This window comes from Leucobacter sp. GX24907 (assembly GCF_053567335.1).
This window is the reverse complement of the sequence record NZ_JBSGPD010000008.1, coordinates 43,378-64,250: the sequence shown is the minus strand read 5'-3', so window position 1 is coordinate 64,250 and position 20,873 is coordinate 43,378. Positions and strand designations below refer to the sequence as shown.

The window sequence follows — 20,873 nt, the reverse complement described above, 5'->3', positions numbered from 1 at the left end:
CGTTTAAGTATTTGAGTGTGTTCTCGTTGACTGCGGTGTTGTACGGGTCGATCACGTTGGTGTTCCTGGGTCTGGTCAGGATTCTGGAGTGGCGTTTGAATTTGCATCTGAAACGTAACTAACCAACTGTGTACAGGGTGTTCGGGCCTGGGTTGTCTCGTGTATCGAGCAGCCCGGGCCCTGTACATGTCTATTCACTTTCCCGGCCGCTGGCCCGGGTCTTTTTCGATTGACACGAGAACTCGCGGCCCCACAGCAGTCCCACTGTCGCGTTCGCTCTTTCGTGTTCCAGCGAAGCCGGTCGTGCTGGCTGCTTGGGAAGTTCATTCGGCTGTCACAGATTCCGCTGAAGAACCCCGTGTGAGCCACATCTGCGACAGCTGAGCGGGTCGAACCCACGGAAAGCTGCCGGAACATCGGGAGCATCAGGAACATCACATTCATGTCACATTGCACTACTTGACTTGTGATCACATATAACTCAAGCTTGAATGACGGTAGCCCGACAGGGGTTGAATGCGCGGCGCTTGAATCCTGACGGCGCGGGCGGTGCGTTGCACCGATACCGTTCAACGAAGAAAGGCCCCCGTTCACATGAAGTTCCGATCTACTCCCATCTCCCGCATTCTCGCCCTCGGCGGCGTGTCCGCGATCGCCGCGGCCGCGCTCGTGGGCTGCTCCTCCGGCAGTGACAGCGCCGCCAACGAGGATTGCACCCCGGCGCACGAGTTCGAGACCGTCACTCCGGGCGAGCTGACCGTCGCCTCCTACGACTACTACCCCGCCACGCGCGTCGTCGACGAGCACACGCTCGAAGGCATCGAGGGCGACCTGCTCCACGAGATCGCGGAGCGCGAATGCCTCACCCTCACCGTTACTTCGTCCGGTGGAGCCGGCGCGGTGATCCCTTCCGTCGAGACCGGCCGCGCAGACCTCGGCACCGGCAACTGGCTGCGCACCAAGGAACGCGCCAAGATCGTTCACCTGAGCGCACCGATCTGGACTGATGAGCAGGCCGTGGTTTCGACCTCCGGCATCACCTCAGACGACCTTGAGGGCAAGAAGGTCGGCTCCGTCGCCGGAAACCTCTGGAATGAGAGCCTCCAGAACTGGCTCGGCGACGACTTCACCGTGTACCAGGACGATGAGGCCATCTACGGCGATCTCAAGGCCGGCCGCATCGATGCACTCGTCGCATCAGCCGGTTCGGCGTACGGTCGCTTCGAGGACAACCCGATCGACGGGGCTGAGGTCATCGCAGTCACGCCCAACCCGGACGTTCCCGAGTTCGAGCAGGCCGGTCAGGTCATGTGGCCCAGCAGTCTCGACAATGAGGGCCTCTCGGCGGCGATCGACGAGATGATCGAAGAGCTTCGCGCAGACGGCACCATCGCCGAGACGCTCGAGAAGTACGGCTTGAACCCCGAGGCGGCAGAGACCGGCGAGCCCATCGAGCTCTAACGCCGCTTGTGCCACTCGAATGTTGAGCGGCACATCCGCACAGTTGGAAACAGAGGACGCTCGGATCGTACATGCGATCCGGGCGTCCTCTGTGCATAGCAGCTTGACCGGACAGACCCAGGAGTTTCCTCGATCTACTCAAGGGGTTTCCGGCGATAAGTGCCGAATACATCACGGTAGGGTCACGGTGTTCCAGAATCCGGTGTGATCACATCTGGCATCTGATTCAATGAGTCCATCGCGGCTGGAGCTCCACGAGCACCGATGCTCTTCCAGCAGGCGATACGACGCCTAGCGTCGCACCATTCAATGAAGAAAGGTCCCACTCGAATGTCGATTCGATCCAACAAGCTGACTCGCGTTCTCGCACTCGGCGGCATCACCGCTCTTGCGGCAGTCTCACTCGCCGCTTGCTCCGGCGGCGGCAGCGACTCCGCAGGCGGCGAAGACTGCACGCCGGCCCACCCCGACCTGGAGACGGTCGAGGCGGGCAAGCTCACCGTCGCCACCTATGACTACCCGCCGCTCATGATCGTTGATGGAGACACCCTCACCGGTGTCGAAGGCGAGCTGCTCAAGGAAGTTGCCGCGATGGAGTGCCTCGAACTCTCCGTCCAGGCCGCCGGCGGCGCCGGCGCGGCGATCCCCTCGGTCGAGGGCGGCCGAGCGGACCTAGCGGCAGGCGACTGGTACCGCACCAAGGCTCGCGCCGAGGTCGTCCGCCTGAGTGACCCGGTGTACCTCGATGAGAGCGCCGTTATCTCGCTCAATGACTACTCAATGGACGATCTCGAAGACATCAAGGTCGGTTCCGTCTCGGGCAACCTGTGGAATGAGAGCCTCAAGAAGTGGCTCGGCGATGGTTTCGTCGTGTACCAGGATGACGAGTCGATCTACGGCGACCTCGAGGCAGGCCGCGTTGACGCGATCATTGCGTCGATCGCTTCGTCGCAGACCACGCTCGAGGGCAGGGGCATCGAGAACGCGAGCCTCATTCCGCTGGAGCCTCATCCTGAGGTTCCTGAGGCCGAGGCGCCCGGCCAGGCCGGCTGGCCGACCAGCTACGACAACGAGGCCTTCGGCGAGGCACTCGATGAGAACATCGCCGAGCTGCACGAGAGCGGCCGTATCGTCGAGGTGCTCAAGGAGTTCGGCGTACCGGAGTCATCGGCCGACGTGGGAGAGCCGTACGAGCTGTAAGCGCTGATCCCGCGAGAGTCTGGGCTCTCGCCGGACAGGAAAGGCGGGTTGATCCTTTCGGATCAACCCGCCTTTCTGCGTGCTCCCTGAGGAGCGCCGCGGAACTACTGCGCAGTCTCCACGAGGAGTCGTTGGATGCGCTCTAGGCCTTCGCGGAGCGCATCAGTGGCGAGCGCATACGAGAATCGCAGGTGCCCCGGTGCCCCGAAGGCCTCTCCGGGAACGATCGCCACATCGATCTCATCGAGCAAAAAGCGCGACAGACCGAGCGAGGTCGTGACCGGCTGACCCTCGTGCTCGAAGCGACCGTCGAGCAGGTCTTCCACCCGCGCGAAGAAGTAGAACGCGCCCTCGGGGCGATGCGTCTGGACTCCCGGCATCTGCGCGAAGATCGAAGCAGCAATCTCGCGCCGTTCCGCGAACACCGACCGCAACTGCTCGGGCACATCACGCGCATCCCGCAGCGCCGCAAGCGTGGCACGCTGCGCGAGGTTGCTCGCGTTACCCGTCGTGTGAGACTGGAAATTCTTGGTGACCGAGATCACGCGCTTCGGCGCGACGATCCAGCCCGAACGCCACCCGGTGAGCACGTGGCTCTTCGCGAGCCCGCTCACGATGATGAGCTGATCCGGGTTCAGGTGCGGCGCGATCGAGGCGAACTCCGCACCGTCATATACGAAGTCGTGGTACATCTCGTCAGAGACCACCCAGCAGCCGACTTCCTCGGCCCACGCGGCAATGTCTCGCATCTCCTCAGCCGTGTAGACGCTGCCCGTCGGGTTGGATGGGCTCGTCAGCACAAGCGCCTTGGTCTTCGGAGTCGTCGCCTCGCGCAGCTGCTCGACCGTCGCCCGGTAGCCGTTCTCGAGCGTGGTTTCGACGATGCGCGTCTCTGCACCCAGAAGCTTCAGCTGCTCGGGGTAGGTCGTCCAATACGGTGCGGGGAGGATCACCTCATCGCCCGGATTCAGGATCGCCGCGAAGGAGTTCCAGAGCGCCTGCTTGCCGCCGTTCGTGACCGCAACGTTGTCCGCGCTGAATCGGTCCAGCTGCAGGTAGTCGTTCGTGTAGTCCGCCACAGCAGCGCGTACCTCGGGAATGCCGAGCGGCGGCGTGTAGTGGTGATTCTCTGCCTGCAGCACGGCATCGCGCACGGCTTCGAGGATCCGCGAATCTGTGTCGGCATCGGGTTCACCCGCACCGAAAGCGATGACAGGCCTCCCCTCACGCTTGTACTGCTTCGCAAGGGTATCGATGGCAAGGGGAGCGGATTCGGGGATGGAGCTCACTAGTTGCGAGAGTCCGGGGGTGGCCATGGTTCTTCTCCTACGGTTCGGGGATGGTTCTTAATCGGAAGAGGCTGAGCATCCAAGGCGGCCCCTCACCGCAGTATCGCAGTGAGGGGCCGCCTAAAACATCTACTTACTTGACTCGCTTGATCAGGTCGCCCAGCATGCCAGTCTCCTCCTCGGTGAGGTCGGTAAGCGGAGGACGCACCGATCCGATGTGCTTCCCCTGCGCATTCAGCCCCGCCTTGACGATGGAAACTGCGTACCCCTTCTTCCGGTCTCGGATGTCCAGGTACGGGAGCACGAACTCGCGGAGCGCATTGTCGACGAATGCGTTGTCGCGAGAGCGAACCGCAGCGAAGAAGCGCAGCGCGAACTCCGGAACGAAGTTGAACATCGCAGACGAGTACGTGGTCACTCCCATCTCGAGGTACGGGCGAGCGAAGGTCTCAGCAGTCGGCAGCCCACCGATGTAGGTGAAGCGGTCACCCACAGCGTTGTAGATGCGCGTCATCCGGTCGATGCTGCCGATGCCGTCCTTGAAGCCGATCAAGTTCTCGTTCTCGTCGGCCAGACGCACAACCGTCGAGGCGTCGAGCTGCATGTTCGCGCGGTTGTAGACGATGACGCCCAGCTTCGTAGCCCGGCAGATCGCACCGATGTACTGTGCGAGACCGTCCTGCGAAGCCTCGGTCAGGTAGGGCGGGAACAGCAGCACACCGGCTGCACCAGCCTGCTCAGCGATCTTCAGCTGCGCGATCGCGTTTCGCACGGAACCGCCGGCGGCCGACAGCACGGGTACCCGACCGGCTGCCTCCTCGACAGCAGACGTAACGACCCGCGAAATCTCCTCGTTGGTCAAGGAGAAGAACTCCCCGGTTCCGCCGGCTGCGAAGAGACCCGCAACGTCGTACTGGCTCAGGTAGGCGAGGTGCTCCCGGTAGCGCTTCTCGTCGAACTCGAGGTCGTTGTCGAACGCAGTTACCGGAAACGAGAGGAGACCGCTTCCGATCTTCTGGGCGAGCTCTCTCGGTGCGTAGCTAGTCATCGTCAGTTCATTCCCTTTGTGTCGATTCGGTGGAAGGGAGTTCTTCCACTACTGGTACCCAGGCTAGGAAGGCGAAGTATGCGCAATCAACACCTCTCTTGCATGCTCCAATACCTTATGTGCATACTTCTTGAGGCGGCTCTTCTCGCGCCGGATCCGCTGAACGCTCACCCATGATCACTTCGAAGCCGGCGAGCAGTTTGCCATCGTGATACATGGGATTCCGGGTCACACCGCGCTTGCGCAACTGGAACAATCGCTTCACGATCACACGCAATGCCGGGTTGGCGTTGTCCCGTCGCCAAGCTGCATGGAGGGGCATGATGGGATCCTGCAGACCCGCGATCGGACGGTAGACGACACCCACCATCTGCATGTGCATGGCCGACTCAGGAACGAACGCGAGACCCGAGTTGGCCACGACGAACGCGAGCGCACTCTGCACCTGCGTCACCTGCTGCCGGAAGGTCACGGGAACATCGCGCAGCGTGGCCTTCACCAAGTCGTGGAGGTACTTGCCCTGCGCCGGCGCATAATCGACCATTACCTCTCCGGCGAGGTCGCGCGTATCCAACGGAGCGGTGGAGACACCGAGCGGATGCCGGCTGCTCACCGCCGCCATCAACCGCTCAGTGTGCACCACCACGCTCTCGAGCTCATCGTGATTCGGTGGGGTGCGCAGCAGCCCAACATCGATCGTTCCGTTGAGAATCGCGGAGATCTGGTCCTTCGTCACCATCTCGAGCACCTCGAGCTCAAGTTCTGGTGCGTGCTCGTTCAGATCGTCGATGAGCAGAGTGAGCATCGCCAAGATCCCGGTACCGGTCATCCCGATCGAGGCGACACCGCTCTGCCCGGTCGAGATGCGCTCGGCCATATCCTGCGAACGATCTGCGAGCGAGAGCAGCTTCCTCGCCTCTTCCAGGAACGCGGTGCCGGCCACCGTGAGCGTGACCTGACGCTTCGTGCGATCGAGCAGGCTGAATCCCACTTCCTCTTCAAGCCTGCGAATCTGACGACTGAGCGGTGGCTGTGTGATCCGGAGCCGCTCAGCCGCACGACCGAAGTGCAGTTCCTCGGCAACCACCACAAAGCTCTTCAGTTGGACGAAGGTGAACATCCGCGCCTCCCATCGACCGGATCACCAGCACACCGTACGCGGCTCCTCAGCCGGAATCCCCTACTCAGACAGCGTGAGCGTGAATGTCCGATCGCGCCCGATGAACCAGAGATCCTCAGTACTGATGCCGGTCTCGCCAAAGCGCCACGGCGTCTCAGCAGCCCCGTAATCACCGACTCGAAGTACGTGGGTGTAGCCCGGGCGCAGTTCGTTGGCGAACGACTCCTGCTTCCCCATGAGATGCCCGACATTGCGCTTGTTGTACCAGCTCACGAAGTCGGTGTCTGCCGCGAGGAGGCCGGCCTCTTCCAACTCACCACGCACGGCGGTCAGCGTATCCACCGCATCCGCATGCACCTGCGACATCGCCACACCCGGGCGAATCGAGGGAATGATGTGTTCGCGGATCACGCGAGTGAGCGTGTCATAGGCCTGCGCGGCTCCCGGAGTCAGCGGCAACGAGCGCCCCATATCCGAGGTTGCAAGCACCACTCCGTCGATCGTGACCTTCACGCCGGTGTCGAGCTCGACGCAGACGCTGTCTTTCGTGATCGGGGCATCGGTCGGCGTCGTCGGGAACAGGGTGCGGTCAGACGCGTGTTGGTTCACGAAGTACGGCTCGATTGCGAACGGAACACCCTGCTCGACCCGGAACTCCTGAATGCCCGCGAGGTAATCGGCGTAGAGCACATCCTCACTGCTGTCTTGCCCCGCCTCGAGGCGATCCGACAGCTTCTGCAGTGCGCCCTCCATCGCGTGGGTGCTCGCGCGGCAGGCGATCAACACGAACGGAAGATCCTCTACGTCGCGTAGGTCTCGCCAGGAGCCGAGTGGCACTGACACGTTCGTGAGCCCCAGACCAGCGGCTTCAAGGCTGCGCGCGAACGAAGCGGTGATGTGCTCTTCCTCGACGCCGAGCGCGGTGCCGGGCAGCAGCTCGCGGAGCGCCTCAGCACGCGAAGCGAAGCGGGCTACCGGGGTCCCGGCAAAGCCCGGAGCGGCATCTTCTGCCAGGACGAGAACCTTGCCGGTCGCCGGCACCCACAGCGCACCAAGTCCCTCGGCATCGCGACGTCCGGTCACCTCGGAGAAGTTCGGAGGAGCGGCCAGGTAGACCCCGTCAACGCCCTGATCCTGCGCCAGCTCACCGAGCGCCGAGAAACGCGTGTCGGTCTGCGCATCGAAGTACTCCTCGATGCCCTCAAGCCCTGGGAACCTTCCGGCGAAGTCACGACCAAAGGCAACGCCCTGCTCGCGCCACGCGCGGAACCGCGCCTCAACTTCTTGCTCCGTCAGCTCATACACGGAAACCGGAGCTGTATCGCAAGGGTCTGCTTCGACCTCGACACGTGCGCGATCGGTTGCACGCCGCTCAATCTCCTGCAGGTGCGCGTAGCAGATGCCCGGGGCGAGCGAGACCTGCTCGTCACCGGCCAGATCCCAGATCAGGGAGGACAGATCTTCCGCGACCTCGTAGCCTGCCACGATGCGGCGATCAAACGCGATCCACTCTGAGTGGAAACGCACGCGCTCCTGCGGCACGCCCGCAAACAACACGCTCGCGGTCTCCTGCTGACGCACGAGCAGCAGCTTCTCATCATCGCGCTCGGCGATGATGGGCCGCACGATCTTCACCGCGTCGCGTCGGATATTCGCGAAGAGCAGTCGCTCCTGCGGGTCGAACCCGAACTCCTGCTGGATGGCTTCAGCGTTGTTATTGAGCCGCACCTTGGTTCCTCCGTACTTGTTCGTATCCTGTTCGGTCTGCTGCCGAGCAGCTGACCGCAAGAGCAGGCCGGCACGGATCCGATAGACAACGCGGAGCTTTTCGAGCTTCGTGACCCCGATCGCGACCTTCGCCAGTCGTGCATGTGACTCGTCTGAGCGAGTCAGGAGTGCCCTTGGGCATCAGTTTCTCACTCACCACTTCCCTTCGTCCATGACTCGTTTTATGTAGTCCGATACCTTTTGGGGTAAGAGTTACCCACGGGCTCTCACCCATGGCGGCGTCGCTTCTGCGCCAGCGATCCGCAATCCTCCTCACGCTGTCATCGCCCCTGAGACCAGCGGCCTCGCACCGATGTCGGAAAGCTGTCATGCCATGCCGAAATGGTGTTTGTACTGAAATTTGGGCCGCAATAATCTGGCAACCATCCGGGGTCGTGTCTTCAGTAAGTGCGGTGCCGAGATCGGCAGCAAGCGCCACAGAACACCAGAATGAGAGGCCGAATGCTTGAACTGAGTACCATCCGTGAGGCACGTGAGCGAATTCAAGAGTATATCTTGCACACTCCCCTCATTCGCGTTCCCGCAATGGACCCCATTCTGGGATGTCAGGTCTACCTCAAGGCCGAATGCACGCAGATCACCGCGTCCTTCAAACTGCGCGGAGCAATGAACGCGCTCCGCTCGCTGAGCGATGAAGAGCGTGACCGAGGCGTGGTCTGCTACTCCTCGGGCAACCATGCGCAGGCAATCGCGTACGCCTCGAAGCTGCTCGGCATCAGCGCGAAGATCGTCATGCCGGAGAGCGTCAACCCTGCAAAATACGCGCTCGTAAAACAGCACGATCCGGAGATCGTGCTCGTCGATGTACTCAAGCGTGCTGAGACGGCCCGGCGCTTGGCCCGCGAGGAAGGGCGCACCTTGGTCCACCCATTCGCCGGTGAAGCAGTGCGCGCAGGGCAGGGCACCTGCGGCCTGGAGATCGTCGATGATCTGCCCGATGTCGACGCCGTCGTCGTACCCATTGGCGGCGGCGGGCTGATCTCAGGCATCGCGACCGCAGTGAAGGGCATTCGGCCCGAGGCTCGCGTGTACGGCATGGAGAATGTCGTCGTGCCGCGCTACACGAACAGCTTGAAGGCCGGCTACTGCCACAACCTCGCCGAGCTCGGTGAGACCATCGCAGACGCGACCCGCGGGATCGATACAGACCAGACGTGCTTCGAGACGATCTCAGCCCTCGTCGACGAAGTCATCACTGTCACAGATGAGCAGATCGTGCCGGCAATCCGTCTCGTACTCGAGCGCGGACATATTCTTGCCGAACCCTCCTCATGCATGGGAGTTGCTGCTGCGCTCTCAGGGAAGCTGCCGGTATCACCGGAAGACCGCGTGGTATTCGTACTCTCCGGGGGCAACTGCGATCTCGATGCGATCGTGAAACTCCTCGCGGATGCTGCTGAGGGCACGCAGCGCAGCTAGCTCAGCTGCGGGGCCCATCAGAAGAGCCGGGCCGGAGAAAAGCTCAGGGTGGCAAGCGATTCGCTTGCCACCCTGAGCTTTCTTCTACTGCAGGTCGAAATCCATCGAGAATCGATCGGACCGCATCAGGCCTGCCGCCTTGGCGCCATCGACGGCGAGCGCAACGCCGCTCACGAAACTGGACTCGTCGCTTGCCAAGAAGAGCACCGCATTCGCGACTTCCTCGGCGTCTGCGACCCGGGGAGTCGGGCTGCTCGCAACCACGCGCTTCTTGAACTCTTCCTTGCTTTCTCCGGGCGCCACATCCTTGTAGAACAGCGGCGTTCCGATCGACCCCGGGCAGACCGAGTTCACTCGAATCTTCTGGTCCGCATAGTTCAACGCGAGGGCCTTCGTCAGGCCGTTGATGCCATGCTTCGATGCACCGTAGAGCGGGTCAGACGGGCGGCCGACGAGTCCGGCAACGGACGAGTTGTTCACGATCGCACCGCCGTTCTCGTTCTCGAGCATGTGCGGAAGCACATGCTTGCAGGTCAAGAACACGCTGCGCAGATTCAGCGTCATGACGGCGTCGAAGTCGTCGACCGTGCACTCGGTGATCGGCTTCGCCATGTTGATTCCGACACCGTTGAACAGCACATCGATGCGCCCGAACTCTGCAATCGCCCGCGCGACGAGTTGCTCGACATCGTTCTCACTCGAGACATCGGTGCGCACGAAGATTGCTTCACCACCGGCAGCACGAATGTCTGCTGCGGCCTGCTCACCATCTCGTTCGTTGATATCGGCGAGAACAACCTTTGCTCCTTCTTTCGCCATGAGTTTGCTCGTTGCAAGCCCCATGCCTGAGGCGGCAGCGGTGAGTACAGCGACTTTATCTTGCATGCGCATGGTTCTCTGTGTCCTATCCCTTGTAGTTGCAGTGCTGGTCGACTCGTGATCACGGATGGTCACTGTTGGGCGGCTCCCGTGAAACGGGCAGGGCTGAAGAGGTCAATATCGTACGACGTCTCACCGTCGATCGCGAGGTCGGCGAGTATCTCACCGACGACCGGAGTGAATTTGAACCCGTGGCCGGCCATGCCCGCCGCAACTGAGACGTTCGCGTGGTCGGGGTGTGTGGAAATCACGAAGTGCTCGTCTGGCGCGTTCACATACATGCAGGACTCCATGCTGACGAGCCGTCCCGCGGCACTCGGCACGTACTGCTCGACATTCCGCTGAATGCCTGCGACTTCTCCAGCGGAGGCCTCGGGCAGCAGCATCGTCTCCGGTGTGCACACCTCTGCGTCGATATCGACGAAGGTCGCCTTCACCAATGGCTCCTCGCCGAAAGCCGGCCAGCTGGTGTAGGCCACACCGCCGTCGGCCACGACATTGACGAGCGGAAACTTGCCGACCCGTAGATCCTCGAGCGCGCCCTCCTGGGGCTCGAACCAGAAGATCCAGTGCCGCTCAATCTGCAACGGCAGATCCATCTCCGACAGCAACCGTGTGGCCCATGCACCGGTGGTGATCACGAGGCGCCTGGCCTCGTACGTTCCTTCGTCGGTGCGCACGCGTACGTGGTCCTGATCCGCATCGGCCTCCCATTCCAGAACCGTCTCTGCGAAATGCAGCTCAGCTCCGTGCCTTTGAGCAAGCTGCTGGTAGGCCAGGATGCACTTTCCCGGCGTGACCACGCCCATATCGGGCTCGGAGTACGCGATCTGTCCGTCTCGAGTCATCACCTGCGGGTACCGTCTGCGCACTTCAGCGCTGTCGAGAACCTCATGGTCGATGCCGAAGGCGCGCGCTGTATCGATGCTGCCCTTGATGTAGTGCTCTTCGGGCGAACCGATGTACAGCCCTCCGGTGTTCGTCACGAGTTTGCGCCCCGTGAGCTGCTCGAGCTCGTCCCAGAGCTCATACGAACGCTTGCCGAGCGGAACATAATCGGGGTGCTCGAACGCCGACTTGCGAATCATGCGCGTGGTGCCATGGCTCGATCCCTTGGAGTGCGCGGGATAGAACTGCTCGAGTCCGAGCACGCGCTCCCCACGCTTGGCGAGTTGATACGCGGCGGAGCTACCCATCGCCCCGAGCCCGATCACGATGACATCGTAGGTGCTGCTCTCTGCCGCCACATAGCTGTTCGTCATCTGGTTTCACTCCATTCACACTCGCACAGAAATCGCTGAATACAACATAGCCACTCATTGATCCCGATGGAGCGGCAAGAGCCCGTAAACCGATTCAATTCTTGTATCACAAGTGACTCGAGAGGTATTTGCGTATGAGCACCAATAACCGCAGTAATAGAACGGGAGAGGTTCTGTGGATTCGCGCCGCCATTTGGCCGTCCGGCTCAGTGATACTTCGTTCGACGCCCACGACTCTCACATTCTTATGTTCCATCGCAGAAAGGCCCCTCCAGCATGTCGATTCGTTCCAATAGTCTGACCCGAGCGCTTACGCTCGGAGGACTCACCGCACTCGCCGCGGTCTCGCTCGCCGCCTGCTCCGGCGGGGAGGACATCACCGCAGGCGGCGATAACTGCACCCCAGCGCACCCGGATCTGCAGACCGTCGAGGAAGGAAAGCTCACAGTCGCGGCCTACGACTTCCCGCCATTCATGAGCATCAACGGCGAGGAGCTATCTGGCGTAGAGGGCGACCTGCTCACCGAGATCGCAGCGATGGAGTGCCTCGAGATAGCTGTGCAAGCCGCAGGTGGCGCGGGCGCAGCGATTCCCGCCGCAGAGACCGGCCGCGCCGATGTCGCGGCGACTGCCTGGTACCGCACCGAAGCACGTGCTGAAATTGTGCGGTTGAGTGCCCCGGTCTATCTTGACGCGACCGGAGTCGTGTCACTCCACAATTACACCGTTGACGACCTCGCCGATATCAAGGTCGGGTCGGTCTCTGGCAACCTGTACAACGAGAGCCTGAAGAGCTGGTTGGGCGACAGCTTTATCGTCTACCAAGACGATGAGTCGATCTACGGCGACCTCGAGGCTGGCCGCCTAGACGCGATTATCGCCTCAGTTCCCTCTTCGCAAGCAACGATCGAGGGCAAGGGCATTGAAGGCGCGACCGTCAACCCGGTCGAGCCTGTCGATGAAGTTCCCGAGTTCGCCAAGCCTGGTCAGGTGGGTTGGCCGACGAGCTACGACAACGAGGCCTTTGGCAAGGCGCTCGACGAGAACATCGCAAAGCTTCATGAGGACGGAAAGGTTGCCGAAGTCCTTGAGGCCTACGACCTGCCCGCCTCTTCGGCGGAGGTCGGAGACGCCTACGAGCTGTAAGCGCTGACTCAGCATGATGGGCGGGCCGATCCTCACAGATCGGCCCGCCCATCACATTTCTGCTCTAACCGGCAACTACCAGTTCCACGGTCTCGATCGGATCGGTCAGACGCTTGGCGTCCTGCGTCGCTTCAGTGACGCGGCGCGGCCGCAGCGCATCGCCGATCACGATGGGCTCGATACCGAGCTCGCGCAGGTCATCGGCGAGGCTCAGATCCGGATCTCCGCCGGCCCAGGTGACCACCGCATCGACCGCGAGCTTCTAGCGAGCGACGCCGAAAATGTCTTCGAGTTCGACTTCACCGCCAGTGACTCCGACCGGCTTCACGCGCTCGATTGTCTGGATGCCCTTCTCCGTGAGGGTGCGCAGCATCGGAACGACAGTGTTGAACCCGTCTCCCTCACCGATGTGCAGGCGCTCGGTCGAGAGCACGGGCTCCACTCCGATGGAGTGGAGGTAGTCGGCGATCAGCGGTCCATCGAGCTCGCCGATCATCTCGTGCACGAGCACACGGCCGCGCACCGCACCGGGCTCAAACGCACGATCCGCGGTGACAACCGGCACGCTTCCGTCACTGGGCACTGCGATCTTCGCGTCGGGCGCGCCCAGAGCGAGTACCACCGTGTCCGGCTGCAACTCAGCGATCGCGGAGGCATCCGCACGCGTGCCCAGACGGATGTCGGCCCCGTAGCGACGAATCATGCGCTCGGCCCACTGCACCCACTTCTTGGAGTCCTTACGGGAGGGAGCCTTCGACCACTGGGCCATGCGCCCACCGACCTCGGCAGCGGCCTCAAACAGTGTGACGCTGCTGCCCCGTCGTGCAAGGCGCCGTGCGGCCTCGAGCCCGGCAGGCCCCGAGCCCACGACGACCGAGGTGTGGCCATCGAGACTGCTGAGCTGATTGAACTCGTCAGCGTTCGCGACGTCGGGGTTCACGTGGCAGGTCAGCGGCTTCTTCAGCATGAGGGAATTCACGCAGACGTTCGCACCGACGCACGGCCGCACCTCATCGGCCTTGCCCGCGAGCGACAGCGGCATGAGATTCGGGTCGGCGATGTGCGCACGGACCATGCCCACAATGTCGGTGTCACCGGCCGCGACCATATGCTCTGCGAGCTCCATCGTCAGCACGCGTCCGACAGCGCACACCGGCACCGACTTCACGGCCTCTTTGACGACGCGGGCCTTGCTGCGGAAGAGTCCCGGCTCCGCCGGGTCCGGCGGCCAGTGCCGGGCGCGCGCCTCGAGCCTGTTGTTGTTGCCCACCATCACGCTGATGTAGTCGACCTTGTCTTCGAGGGCTGCGGCGATCCGCGCACCGTCTTCCGGAGTCAGACCCCCTTCGACCATGTCGTCGATGCCCAGACGTATACCGAGGATGCGATCGTGGCCGATCGCCTCGCGACTCGCGTCGATAATGCGGTGGATCAGGTACAGACGCCGCTCGAAGTCGCCGCCGTACTCATCGTCGCGTCGGTTCGTCAGCGGGCTGAGGAACGCGGCGGGCAGGTTGCCGTGCGCCATGCTGAGCTCGATCCCGTCGAGATCGCCGCGTCGGCACCGGTCGGAGGCCGCTGCGTACTCGTCGATCACCTGGTCGAGCTGCGCGTGGGTCGCGGCGACCGCGACCTGACGGCTGAACTCCGAGAAGTCGCGGGACGGGCCGAAGACCTCGGTGCCTTCCTCCTCGGTCGGGCCGGGGTGCGCGAGCTGGGCGATCATACGACCGCCCTCGGAGTGCACCGCCGCAGCGAGCCGCTGATAGCCGGGAACGATCGACTCATCCTTGTTCCAGAGGCAGATATCAGGCCAGACCTCTGACTCGATGATCGGATTCGCGCCGGTCACCTGCATCGCCATACCGGCACGTGCGCGCTGGCGATGGTACTCGATGTACTGGTCGGTGACCTGTCCCCCCGAGGCCAGCCCCGGCTGATGGGCCGGCAGGTACACACGGCCCTTGAGCTCGAAAGGGCCGACCTTGATCGGCTCCAGCAGAACGTTGCTCATGTCATCCTCACTTCTTCGTCTTGCCGCGGCCCCTGCACTCGCTGCGCTGCGAAGTGATCGGGGCTGTGGACCAGTGGTGTCGATTGCGGGTGGCTCGCACTTGGCGGGTCTGGCTTATCTACCCGCGGTGAATCAAATGTAGCCGTGGAACGGGCGCTTCACTACGGCGCTCTCGACCCAGTCGATCATGGTCACGAAGTCCCACACCGGCAGGTTCACGGCCTCGGCAATAGCGCGAGAATGCGCCGGATACAGCGTGCACTCCATGAGCACCGCTCCGATGCTCGGATCCTCAGCAACCAGCTTCCGCGCGGCAGCGACCAGCTCTCGCTCCAACTGGGCCGGGTTGTACCCGCCTTGATTGGTGAGCACGAGATCCATCTCCGGCACCTCGGGCAGCTTGCCGCCACTGATCACGAGTCGCGACCGGTCGGTGATACCCGCGTGAACGAGCGCATCAGCGTCTGGCAGCACGGTGGCATCGGCACACAGCACTGCGACCTTCTTCTCCGGCGCGATGCTGTTCAAGATGAAGGGCAGCTGCAGCAGCGACGACATGAACACCGGGATATTCACCGCAGCACGAACCTGCGGTTGGTAGTTGCCGAAGTACCCGCAGCCACCGATGATTGCACGGCATCCCGCTGCCTCCAGCTCCTGGGCAGCCTCGATCAGTGCGTTCAAGATCTTCTCATCGGCGCCGGGCTGCAGCACGGTCTCGGTCGTCGCCTCGGGAATCGCCCGGTAGTGCACGGGGTACTTGAATGTCGTCGCATTCTCGACCGACCCCGGGGGCAGCGTGTACCCCGCGGTGCCAAACAGCAGCACACCGATCGCGACGCCTCCGAATGTGCGTCCCGGTCGGTTCGGGACTACCGCATCCGGATATCCCTGGCTTTGGGTGTACATGAGTTCCGACATAGCCTCACTTTTCCTTTGATCTCTGAGGATCCCGCGATCCCTGAGGAACAGTCACGAGAGGTCCGAACCACCTGTCCGAACGCTCCGCTGCGCTCGGCACTCTCGTACCGTCCGTTCTGTGCAATTATCACCCGGTTCTTCAGCGCCGGCATTCACTTCCTCGCGACAGTTTCTGATCCTGGCGTAAGCTTTGCTTACACACCGTTGCATCGCAATGATCGCAGCCTGTTCACCCGCATTCGCACACGAGCCCTCTATTCATCTGACGAACCGAATGAAGCAACCATTATGCTGAATCCCATTCATCTCGAAACACTGCGCACCGTGCTGCGCACCGGTTCCTTCACCGATGCCGGTCACGAGCTCGGCTACACGGGATCCGCGGTCTCGCAGCAGATGTCTGCTCTCGAGCGCGCAACTGGTGCTCAGCTCTTCGAGCGCGATGCGCATCGGGTCCGACCGACGACAACCGCGGTGTTCATCGCAGAGCGCGCCGCAGAACCCCTCGGGCGCCTGCAGGCACTCGAAGCCGATGTTCAATCCCATCTGCGCGGCGAGATCGGCACCCTCCGCCTCGGCGCCTTCCAGTCGTTGAGCGAACGCCTGCTGCCGTCAGCGATCTCCGCGTTCCGGCTCGCTCACCCCGGCGTGGAGATCCCGCTCATCGAAGACACTCCCGCCGGGCTCATCCCCGCGCTCGAGATCCGCTCACTCGATCTCGCGGTGCTCTACCGGTACAGCGCGATGCGCAGCGGCTGGCCCCGCGGCTTCCCGGTCGATGAGCTCTTCACTGAGGATCACTTCATCTTGACTGGCCCAGACCACCCGGTCGCGATCGCCGCAGAAGCCCCGAGCTTGCGCCCGCTGCACGCCGAGATCTGGATCTCAACCGGCCCTTCCTCCACCGGCACTGCAATGCTGCGACGTCTCTGCGCACGCGCAGGATTCGAACCGAAGATCACCTACCAGAGCTACAACTACGCCACCGTGCAAGGGCTCGTCGCCGCGGGACTCGGGATCGCACTCGTGCCGGCGCTCGGCTACACCCCGCTGCCCGGCGTCGTCGCGACCCGACTCGACGTTCCCGACGCTGTGCGCGAGGTCCACGTCATGCGCTCCCCCACGCTGCTCGACGCCCCCTGGATCTCGATGCGGGAAGCCCTGCAGCGGGCCACCGCGGATCTTGCGGCGACCGCGCCCGGCATTCACCTGCCCGACGAGAAGCGCTGATCCTGCGCCCTGCCCTCCTCTTCACCCGCCCTGTCGCCGAGATGAGCCTTGTTGTTCCTTGCGGCGCGTGAAGCACCCGCAATCCTCATCTCGCGAGGGTCGACCGCTGCCAGATGACCATCCTCGTCTCACACGGCGGGTCGACCGTGGCTACGCGGCGGCTCGACCGCAACTGCACTGCGGCTTCGTCATGCACGTCGACGTCAGGTTGCTCCTTGAGCCAGGACTGACCCCAACCATCGACCGCGGCGACGATCGGCCGCAAGGTCTCGCCCAGTTCGGTGAGTCGGTACTCGACCCGGGGCGGCACCTCCGCGAAGACCTCGCGATGCACCAGCCCGTCCTGCTCGAGTTCGCGCAACTGCCGCGTCAAGGTGCGATCCGTCGCCCGCACCAGCGCGCGTTTGATTTCCCCGTATCGCATCGCCCCGTCAAGCAGGTGACTGATGATGGTGAGCTTCCACGCTCCACCGATCACAGTTATCGCAACCTCCACGGGGCAGGCGACGACAGCCTTCCTTGTAATCTCACGCATGACTGCAAACTAAGATGACCGCAGGTAATCTGCAGGAAGAACCGTACTACTGCATCTGCATCTTTCGCGCTACTGTCCGTCTGGGACGGTTTCTCCTCCCTGCAAATATCTGCAGCACACACGAATAACCGCACCACCCACCAGACAGGACTCACAGATATGCACGCTCTCGTCGTCGTCTCCCACCCCTTCACCGGATCGTTCTCCCATGCCATGGCGAACCAGGTCATCGCGGGCCTCACAGAGGCCGGCCACACCGCGGAACTCGCAGACCTCGCCGCCGAAGGCTTCGATCCCCGCTTCACCTTCGAGGACTACGAGACCTACAAACGACAGACCGGCCCCGTGCCCGACGACGTACGCGCAGAACAGCAACGCATCGAACGCGCCGACGCCCTCGTCTTCGCATTTCCGGTCTACTGGTGGTCGCTGCCGGGTCTGCTCAAGGGGTGGTTCGATCGCGTGTTCACCGGCGGGTGGGGGTATGGATCAGGGCCTGACGGGCAGACGTCGAACCTCGGCGGGATCGACGTGCACCTCCTCGCCATGACCGAGACCAGCATCGAGCGCTACGAGCGCCGCGGGTACCGAGAAGCGATCCGCACCCAGATCGAGTCGGGAATCTTCGGATACTGCGGCGGAGAGGTCTGCACCGCGGAGCTGTTCCCGATCACTGAGGAGAACTACGCCGAACGCCACCTCGCACGGGCTCAGGAGATCGGCGCCTCGGTATTCGCCCCGCGAACTAACTGAGGCAAAGGCCCACGACCACATGGCCGGTGGCGAACAACAGGAGGGACCGGGACAATAGTCAGCTCCGGCCCCTCCCGCATGATGCGACGGCGCATGAGTTGATCAGCAGCTCAGCAGATCAAACGCTCAGCGGCTCAGTGTTCAATCACTCCGCTTCGCAAGCACGCGCGCAATCACTCGATCACGCGATCACTCACTGCGCGCAATCACTCGGTGATCAGTGTGCTGAACCCCTCAGGGTTGTCTTCAATCCACTTGTCGACCGCACCCTCGGAGTCGTTCTCATACTCCTCGCTCGTGATCAGCATCTCGAGCTCGCCATAGGCCTGGTCATCAAGGTTCAGGCCCTGCATGAGCTCGGCAGCCTCGGGGAACTTTTCCGCGGTTCCCTTGTGGCCGAGCATGTGCAAGCCCTCCGGCTCACCCATCGCGCCCTCGGGGTCCTCCAGGTCCTTCACGTCGTACTCTGCGTACGCCCAGAACGGACGCCACAGCGTCACCACAACCTCTTCTTCGTTATCGATCGCATCGCCCAGAACCGTCAGCATCGACGCGGTCGACGACGTCGACAGCGTCCAGTCGTCAAGGCCGTAGGCAGGCATCATCGACGTCTGCGTCACCTCGGTCAGCCCTGCACCGGGCTCGATCCCCACAATCTCGCTACCGAAGAGATCGGCGTTGTCCTTGAGATCCGCCATCGAATCGATCTCGGAATACGACGGCACCGCGATCGTCAGCACACCGTTGTCGTACCAGACGCCCATCGACTCGATGTCATCACCGAACTCGTCCATGTAGCTCTTGTGGGTCACCTCGGGCCATCCCGAGGCGTGAATGTCGATATCCCCCTGAGACAGCGCGGCGTACATCGGGCCGTTGTCGTTGAGCACCTCCAGCTCGACCGTCATTCCGAGTTTCTCGAACTGGTCCTTCAACAGATACGCAATGCTCTGCCCGTCAGTCCATCCCTCGATGTACCCGACCGTGATGGAGCCTCCGCCCTCACTACCGCCATCGCCACCGCCGTCACCCGAGCCCCCGCCCGAGCACGCCGACAGGGCTAGCATCGTTGCTGCCCCCAGGGCAAGAACGCCCGCGTACTTCTTCTTCATCAACATGGTGTTTCCTTTCCTTCGCTGGTGCGAGTGGACCTTGGGAAATCCTGTTTCCATTCGAGCCTATCCAGGCGCTGTATCCGGTTGAGACCCGTACAACGGGATTGTTGAACCATTCGTTATGTTCCGTGTCCCTGCCCGTTCCGTTGCCCCGGGCCACGCGACGCAGGCTGTGAAGAGCGGGGTCCGGGGCAACGGAACGGGCAGGGACACCCGTCGCAATCGGACGAGCGCTCCATTCTCTTGCGCCGCGTGACACAAGATTCCGGATCACCGATCAGTCGGTTCCGATGTGCTCCTGCATGCGTGCCACGTACCAGCTCACAAAGGCATCGACCATGTACTCGCTCTGCATGTATGGGCCCTGCTCGTATGCCGGACTCGTCGCACCGCGCTGGCACAACTCGACGAACTCGCGATCCTGCAGGTTCGTCTGCTTCCAGGTGAATGTGAGTTCGTCGAGGTCATAGTCGACCCCCTCGACGGCGTCCTCCGCAACGTGCCAGATCGTGCGAATGAGCGTCTGATTCGCCGCGATCGGGAAGACCGCGAAGGTGATGATGTGATCGCCCAAGAAATGGAACCAGCTGTTCGGTTGCATATGCAGGCCCACCCGCCCGAGCTTGAACTCGGGCACGTCTCCCACGAGCTTCTTCGAGAGCCGCTTCCCTGTCGTCGAGAAGGATTCGCCCTCACCGTCCATGGCAGCGCGCTCCACCCTGAAACCGACGGGACGGTCGCGCAGATCTTCGAGGATGCCGTACGGCAGTCCGTAGCGGTCACACTTCTGAATGAGCTCAAGTTCGGCGATCCGCTCTCGATTCCAGTCATCGAGTCGGTGCTCGGGGATGCTGTTCTCATCCATCCCGAAGGTTGGGAATATGGAGCAGGAGAGCTCGGGATGTCCGTCGCAGTGGTAGCACTCTCGGTTGTTCTCGACGACGAGCTTCCAGTTACCGTTCTCGATCAAATCCTGCTGGTAGGCGATCTTGGTCTCGCCAAGTCCATAGGTCGAGAGAAAGGGATCGATGATCTCCGCGACCGCGTCGAAGTCCTCGGGCGGATTTTCGGCGAGGCAGATGTACACGAGCCCGGCAACGATGCGCACGTGCGCCCGCTTCAGCGCGAAGCAATTCTTATCGAAGTTGTCGCCCGTCGCAGACGCATGCAGGAGCTTGCCGTCCGGAGCGTAGGTCCATGAATGGTAGCCGCAGACGAGATTTCCCGTGGTTCCGGACTTCTCCCGCAGCACCTTCGCTCCGCGGTGACGGCAGACGTTGTGCAATGCGTTGACGCCGCCGTCATCATCGCGCACCAGCACGAGCGAATACGGACCGTACTCGACAGTCACATAATCGCCCGACTCCGGAATCTCCGCGATCGACGCGGCGAAGATCCACTGCTGACCGAAGATGCCCTCCATGTCGGCGTCGAACAACGCGTCGGACGTATAGAACGGGGCCTCCAGGGAGAACATCGGCCGTCGCCGTTCGAGCAGCTCTCGAATCTCGGTCGCGGACTCCTCGGGGATCGTGGAAACTCGCCTGGTGGCGACGGCGGTGTTCTGCTCAACGGCGCCTTGCCCAACCGTGCTCTGCTCAACCATGATGCACTCCTTTGTGACTGTGGGGGATATCGCCAGAATAGGCAGGAAAGATATTCAATAGAAGTGAACATTTTGCACCGATAGCGT

18 protein-coding genes are annotated in these 20,873 nt (G+C 62.4%); 6 read left to right on the top strand and 12 right to left on the bottom strand.

The annotated features are described in order from the left end of the window. Positions 1-594: 594 nt before the first annotated feature. Both ACUYV6_RS12015 and ACUYV6_RS12010 read left to right on the top strand, forming a co-directional pair. Positions 595-1,461, top strand: a complete 867-nt coding sequence (locus tag ACUYV6_RS12015) for a substrate-binding periplasmic protein (protein ID WP_449278918.1) — start codon at positions 595-597, stop codon at positions 1,459-1,461. Between the two features lie 330 nt (positions 1,462-1,791). After that, the gene (locus ACUYV6_RS12010) at positions 1,792-2,661 is read left to right on the top strand and encodes a substrate-binding periplasmic protein (RefSeq protein ID WP_449278917.1); all 870 of its coding nucleotides are present in this window, start codon (positions 1,792-1,794) and stop codon (positions 2,659-2,661) included. A gap of 104 nt (positions 2,662-2,765) precedes the next feature. Here the strand turns inward: ACUYV6_RS12010 and ACUYV6_RS12005 are convergent, their stop codons facing one another. From ACUYV6_RS12005 to ACUYV6_RS11990, 4 genes are all read right to left on the bottom strand, one after another. Further along, positions 2,766-3,977 carry a pyridoxal phosphate-dependent aminotransferase gene (locus ACUYV6_RS12005; protein ID WP_449278916.1) on the bottom strand — a complete coding sequence of 404 codons (1,212 nt, stop codon included), beginning with the start codon at positions 3,975-3,977 and terminating at the stop codon, positions 2,766-2,768. A 106-nt stretch (positions 3,978-4,083) separates the two neighbouring features. Next, positions 4,084-4,998: a 5-dehydro-4-deoxyglucarate dehydratase gene (gene kdgD / locus ACUYV6_RS12000; protein ID WP_449278915.1), complete on the bottom strand. Its 915-nt coding sequence runs from the start codon at positions 4,996-4,998 to the stop codon at positions 4,084-4,086. A 115-nt stretch (positions 4,999-5,113) separates the two neighbouring features. After that, positions 5,114-6,118, bottom strand: coding sequence for a LysR family transcriptional regulator (locus ACUYV6_RS11995; RefSeq protein ID WP_449278914.1), 1,005 nt, complete (start codon positions 6,116-6,118; stop codon positions 5,114-5,116). Between the two features lie 60 nt (positions 6,119-6,178). After that, a complete protein-coding gene (locus ACUYV6_RS11990) occupies positions 6,179-7,846 on the bottom strand; it encodes a M24 family metallopeptidase (RefSeq protein WP_449278913.1) in 1,668 nt (555 codons plus the stop codon). 489 nt (positions 7,847-8,335) lie between these two features. On the opposite strand from ACUYV6_RS11990, the gene ACUYV6_RS11985 reads away from it, so the two are divergent. Beyond that, positions 8,336-9,325, top strand: a complete 990-nt coding sequence (locus ACUYV6_RS11985; RefSeq protein WP_449278912.1) for a threonine ammonia-lyase — start codon at positions 8,336-8,338, stop codon at positions 9,323-9,325. A gap of 84 nt (positions 9,326-9,409) precedes the next feature. Here the strand turns inward: ACUYV6_RS11985 and ACUYV6_RS11980 are convergent, their stop codons facing one another. Together ACUYV6_RS11980 and solA are read right to left on the bottom strand one after the other, a co-directional pair. After that, positions 9,410-10,216, bottom strand: coding sequence for an SDR family NAD(P)-dependent oxidoreductase (locus tag ACUYV6_RS11980; RefSeq protein ID WP_449278911.1), 807 nt, complete (start codon positions 10,214-10,216; stop codon positions 9,410-9,412). 59 nt (positions 10,217-10,275) lie between these two features. Beyond that, positions 10,276-11,466, bottom strand: coding sequence for an N-methyl-L-tryptophan oxidase (gene solA / locus ACUYV6_RS11975; protein WP_449278910.1), 1,191 nt, complete (start codon positions 11,464-11,466; stop codon positions 10,276-10,278). 276 nt (positions 11,467-11,742) lie between these two features. On the opposite strand from solA, the gene ACUYV6_RS11970 reads away from it, so the two are divergent. Then, positions 11,743-12,612, top strand: a complete 870-nt coding sequence (locus ACUYV6_RS11970) for a substrate-binding periplasmic protein (protein ID WP_449278909.1) — start codon at positions 11,743-11,745, stop codon at positions 12,610-12,612. Positions 12,613-12,676: 64 nt separating this feature from the next. Here the strand turns inward: ACUYV6_RS11970 and ACUYV6_RS11965 are convergent, their stop codons facing one another. The 3 genes from ACUYV6_RS11965 to ACUYV6_RS11955 form a co-directional block, all read right to left on the bottom strand. Continuing rightward, entirely contained in the window at positions 12,677-12,856 is a 180-nt protein-coding gene (locus ACUYV6_RS11965) for a hypothetical protein (RefSeq protein WP_449278908.1), read from the bottom strand. 18 nt (positions 12,857-12,874) lie between these two features. Next, positions 12,875-14,626: an oxidoreductase gene (locus ACUYV6_RS11960; protein ID WP_449278907.1), complete on the bottom strand. Its 1,752-nt coding sequence runs from the start codon at positions 14,624-14,626 to the stop codon at positions 12,875-12,877. 132 nt (positions 14,627-14,758) lie between these two features. Beyond that, positions 14,759-15,547, bottom strand: coding sequence for an aspartate/glutamate racemase family protein (locus ACUYV6_RS11955; RefSeq protein ID WP_449278906.1), 789 nt, complete (start codon positions 15,545-15,547; stop codon positions 14,759-14,761). A 288-nt stretch (positions 15,548-15,835) separates the two neighbouring features. Between ACUYV6_RS11955 and ACUYV6_RS11950 the strand changes: the two genes are divergently transcribed. After that, positions 15,836-16,777 carry a LysR family transcriptional regulator gene (locus ACUYV6_RS11950; protein ID WP_449278905.1) on the top strand — a complete coding sequence of 314 codons (942 nt, stop codon included), beginning with the start codon at positions 15,836-15,838 and terminating at the stop codon, positions 16,775-16,777. An 85-nt stretch (positions 16,778-16,862) separates the two neighbouring features. On the opposite strand, the gene ACUYV6_RS11945 is transcribed toward ACUYV6_RS11950, so the two are convergent. Continuing rightward, positions 16,863-17,312, bottom strand: a complete 450-nt coding sequence (locus ACUYV6_RS11945; protein ID WP_449278904.1) for a winged helix-turn-helix transcriptional regulator — start codon at positions 17,310-17,312, stop codon at positions 16,863-16,865. Positions 17,313-17,471: 159 nt separating this feature from the next. Between ACUYV6_RS11945 and ACUYV6_RS11940 the strand changes: the two genes are divergently transcribed. Beyond that, positions 17,472-18,065, top strand: a complete 594-nt coding sequence (locus ACUYV6_RS11940; RefSeq protein WP_449278903.1) for an NAD(P)H-dependent oxidoreductase — start codon at positions 17,472-17,474, stop codon at positions 18,063-18,065. Between the two features lie 206 nt (positions 18,066-18,271). Here the strand turns inward: ACUYV6_RS11940 and ACUYV6_RS11935 are convergent, their stop codons facing one another. Further along, positions 18,272-19,183 carry a glycine betaine ABC transporter substrate-binding protein gene (locus ACUYV6_RS11935; protein WP_449278902.1) on the bottom strand — a complete coding sequence of 304 codons (912 nt, stop codon included), beginning with the start codon at positions 19,181-19,183 and terminating at the stop codon, positions 18,272-18,274. Positions 19,184-19,457: 274 nt separating this feature from the next. Beyond that, a complete protein-coding gene (locus ACUYV6_RS11930; protein ID WP_449278920.1) occupies positions 19,458-20,657 on the bottom strand; it encodes an aromatic ring-hydroxylating oxygenase subunit alpha in 1,200 nt (399 codons plus the stop codon). Between the last annotated feature and the right edge of the window lie 216 nt (positions 20,658-20,873).

Excerpts from the sequence above, each read along its gene's own strand:
- solA (WP_449278910.1), bottom strand. The coding sequence starts at position 11,466 with ATGACGAACAGCTATGTGGCGGCAGAGAGCAGCACCTACGATGTCATC.
- ACUYV6_RS11995 (WP_449278914.1), bottom strand. The coding sequence starts at position 6,118 with ATGTTCACCTTCGTCCAACTGAAGAGCTTTGTGGTGGTTGCCGAGGAA.
- ACUYV6_RS11930 (WP_449278920.1), bottom strand. The coding sequence starts at position 20,657 with ATGTTCTCCCTGGAGGCCCCGTTCTATACGTCCGACGCGTTGTTCGAC.
- ACUYV6_RS12005 (WP_449278916.1), bottom strand. The coding sequence starts at position 3,977 with ATGGCCACCCCCGGACTCTCGCAACTAGTGAGCTCCATCCCCGAATCC.
- ACUYV6_RS11980 (WP_449278911.1), bottom strand. The coding sequence starts at position 10,216 with ATGCGCATGCAAGATAAAGTCGCTGTACTCACCGCTGCCGCCTCAGGC.
- ACUYV6_RS12015 (WP_449278918.1), top strand. The coding sequence starts at position 595 with ATGAAGTTCCGATCTACTCCCATCTCCCGCATTCTCGCCCTCGGCGGC.
- ACUYV6_RS11935 (WP_449278902.1), bottom strand. The coding sequence starts at position 19,183 with ATGTTGATGAAGAAGAAGTACGCGGGCGTTCTTGCCCTGGGGGCAGCA.
- ACUYV6_RS11940 (WP_449278903.1), top strand. The coding sequence starts at position 17,472 with ATGCACGCTCTCGTCGTCGTCTCCCACCCCTTCACCGGATCGTTCTCC.
- ACUYV6_RS11970 (WP_449278909.1), top strand. The coding sequence starts at position 11,743 with ATGTCGATTCGTTCCAATAGTCTGACCCGAGCGCTTACGCTCGGAGGA.
- ACUYV6_RS11985 (WP_449278912.1), top strand. The coding sequence starts at position 8,336 with ATGAGAGGCCGAATGCTTGAACTGAGTACCATCCGTGAGGCACGTGAG.
- ACUYV6_RS12010 (WP_449278917.1), top strand. The coding sequence starts at position 1,792 with ATGTCGATTCGATCCAACAAGCTGACTCGCGTTCTCGCACTCGGCGGC.
- ACUYV6_RS11950 (WP_449278905.1), top strand. The coding sequence starts at position 15,836 with ATGCTGAATCCCATTCATCTCGAAACACTGCGCACCGTGCTGCGCACC.
- ACUYV6_RS11960 (WP_449278907.1), bottom strand. The coding sequence starts at position 14,626 with ATGAGCAACGTTCTGCTGGAGCCGATCAAGGTCGGCCCTTTCGAGCTC.
- ACUYV6_RS11955 (WP_449278906.1), bottom strand. The coding sequence starts at position 15,547 with ATGTCGGAACTCATGTACACCCAAAGCCAGGGATATCCGGATGCGGTA.
- kdgD (WP_449278915.1), bottom strand. The coding sequence starts at position 4,998 with ATGACTAGCTACGCACCGAGAGAGCTCGCCCAGAAGATCGGAAGCGGT.
- ACUYV6_RS11945 (WP_449278904.1), bottom strand. The coding sequence starts at position 17,312 with ATGCGTGAGATTACAAGGAAGGCTGTCGTCGCCTGCCCCGTGGAGGTT.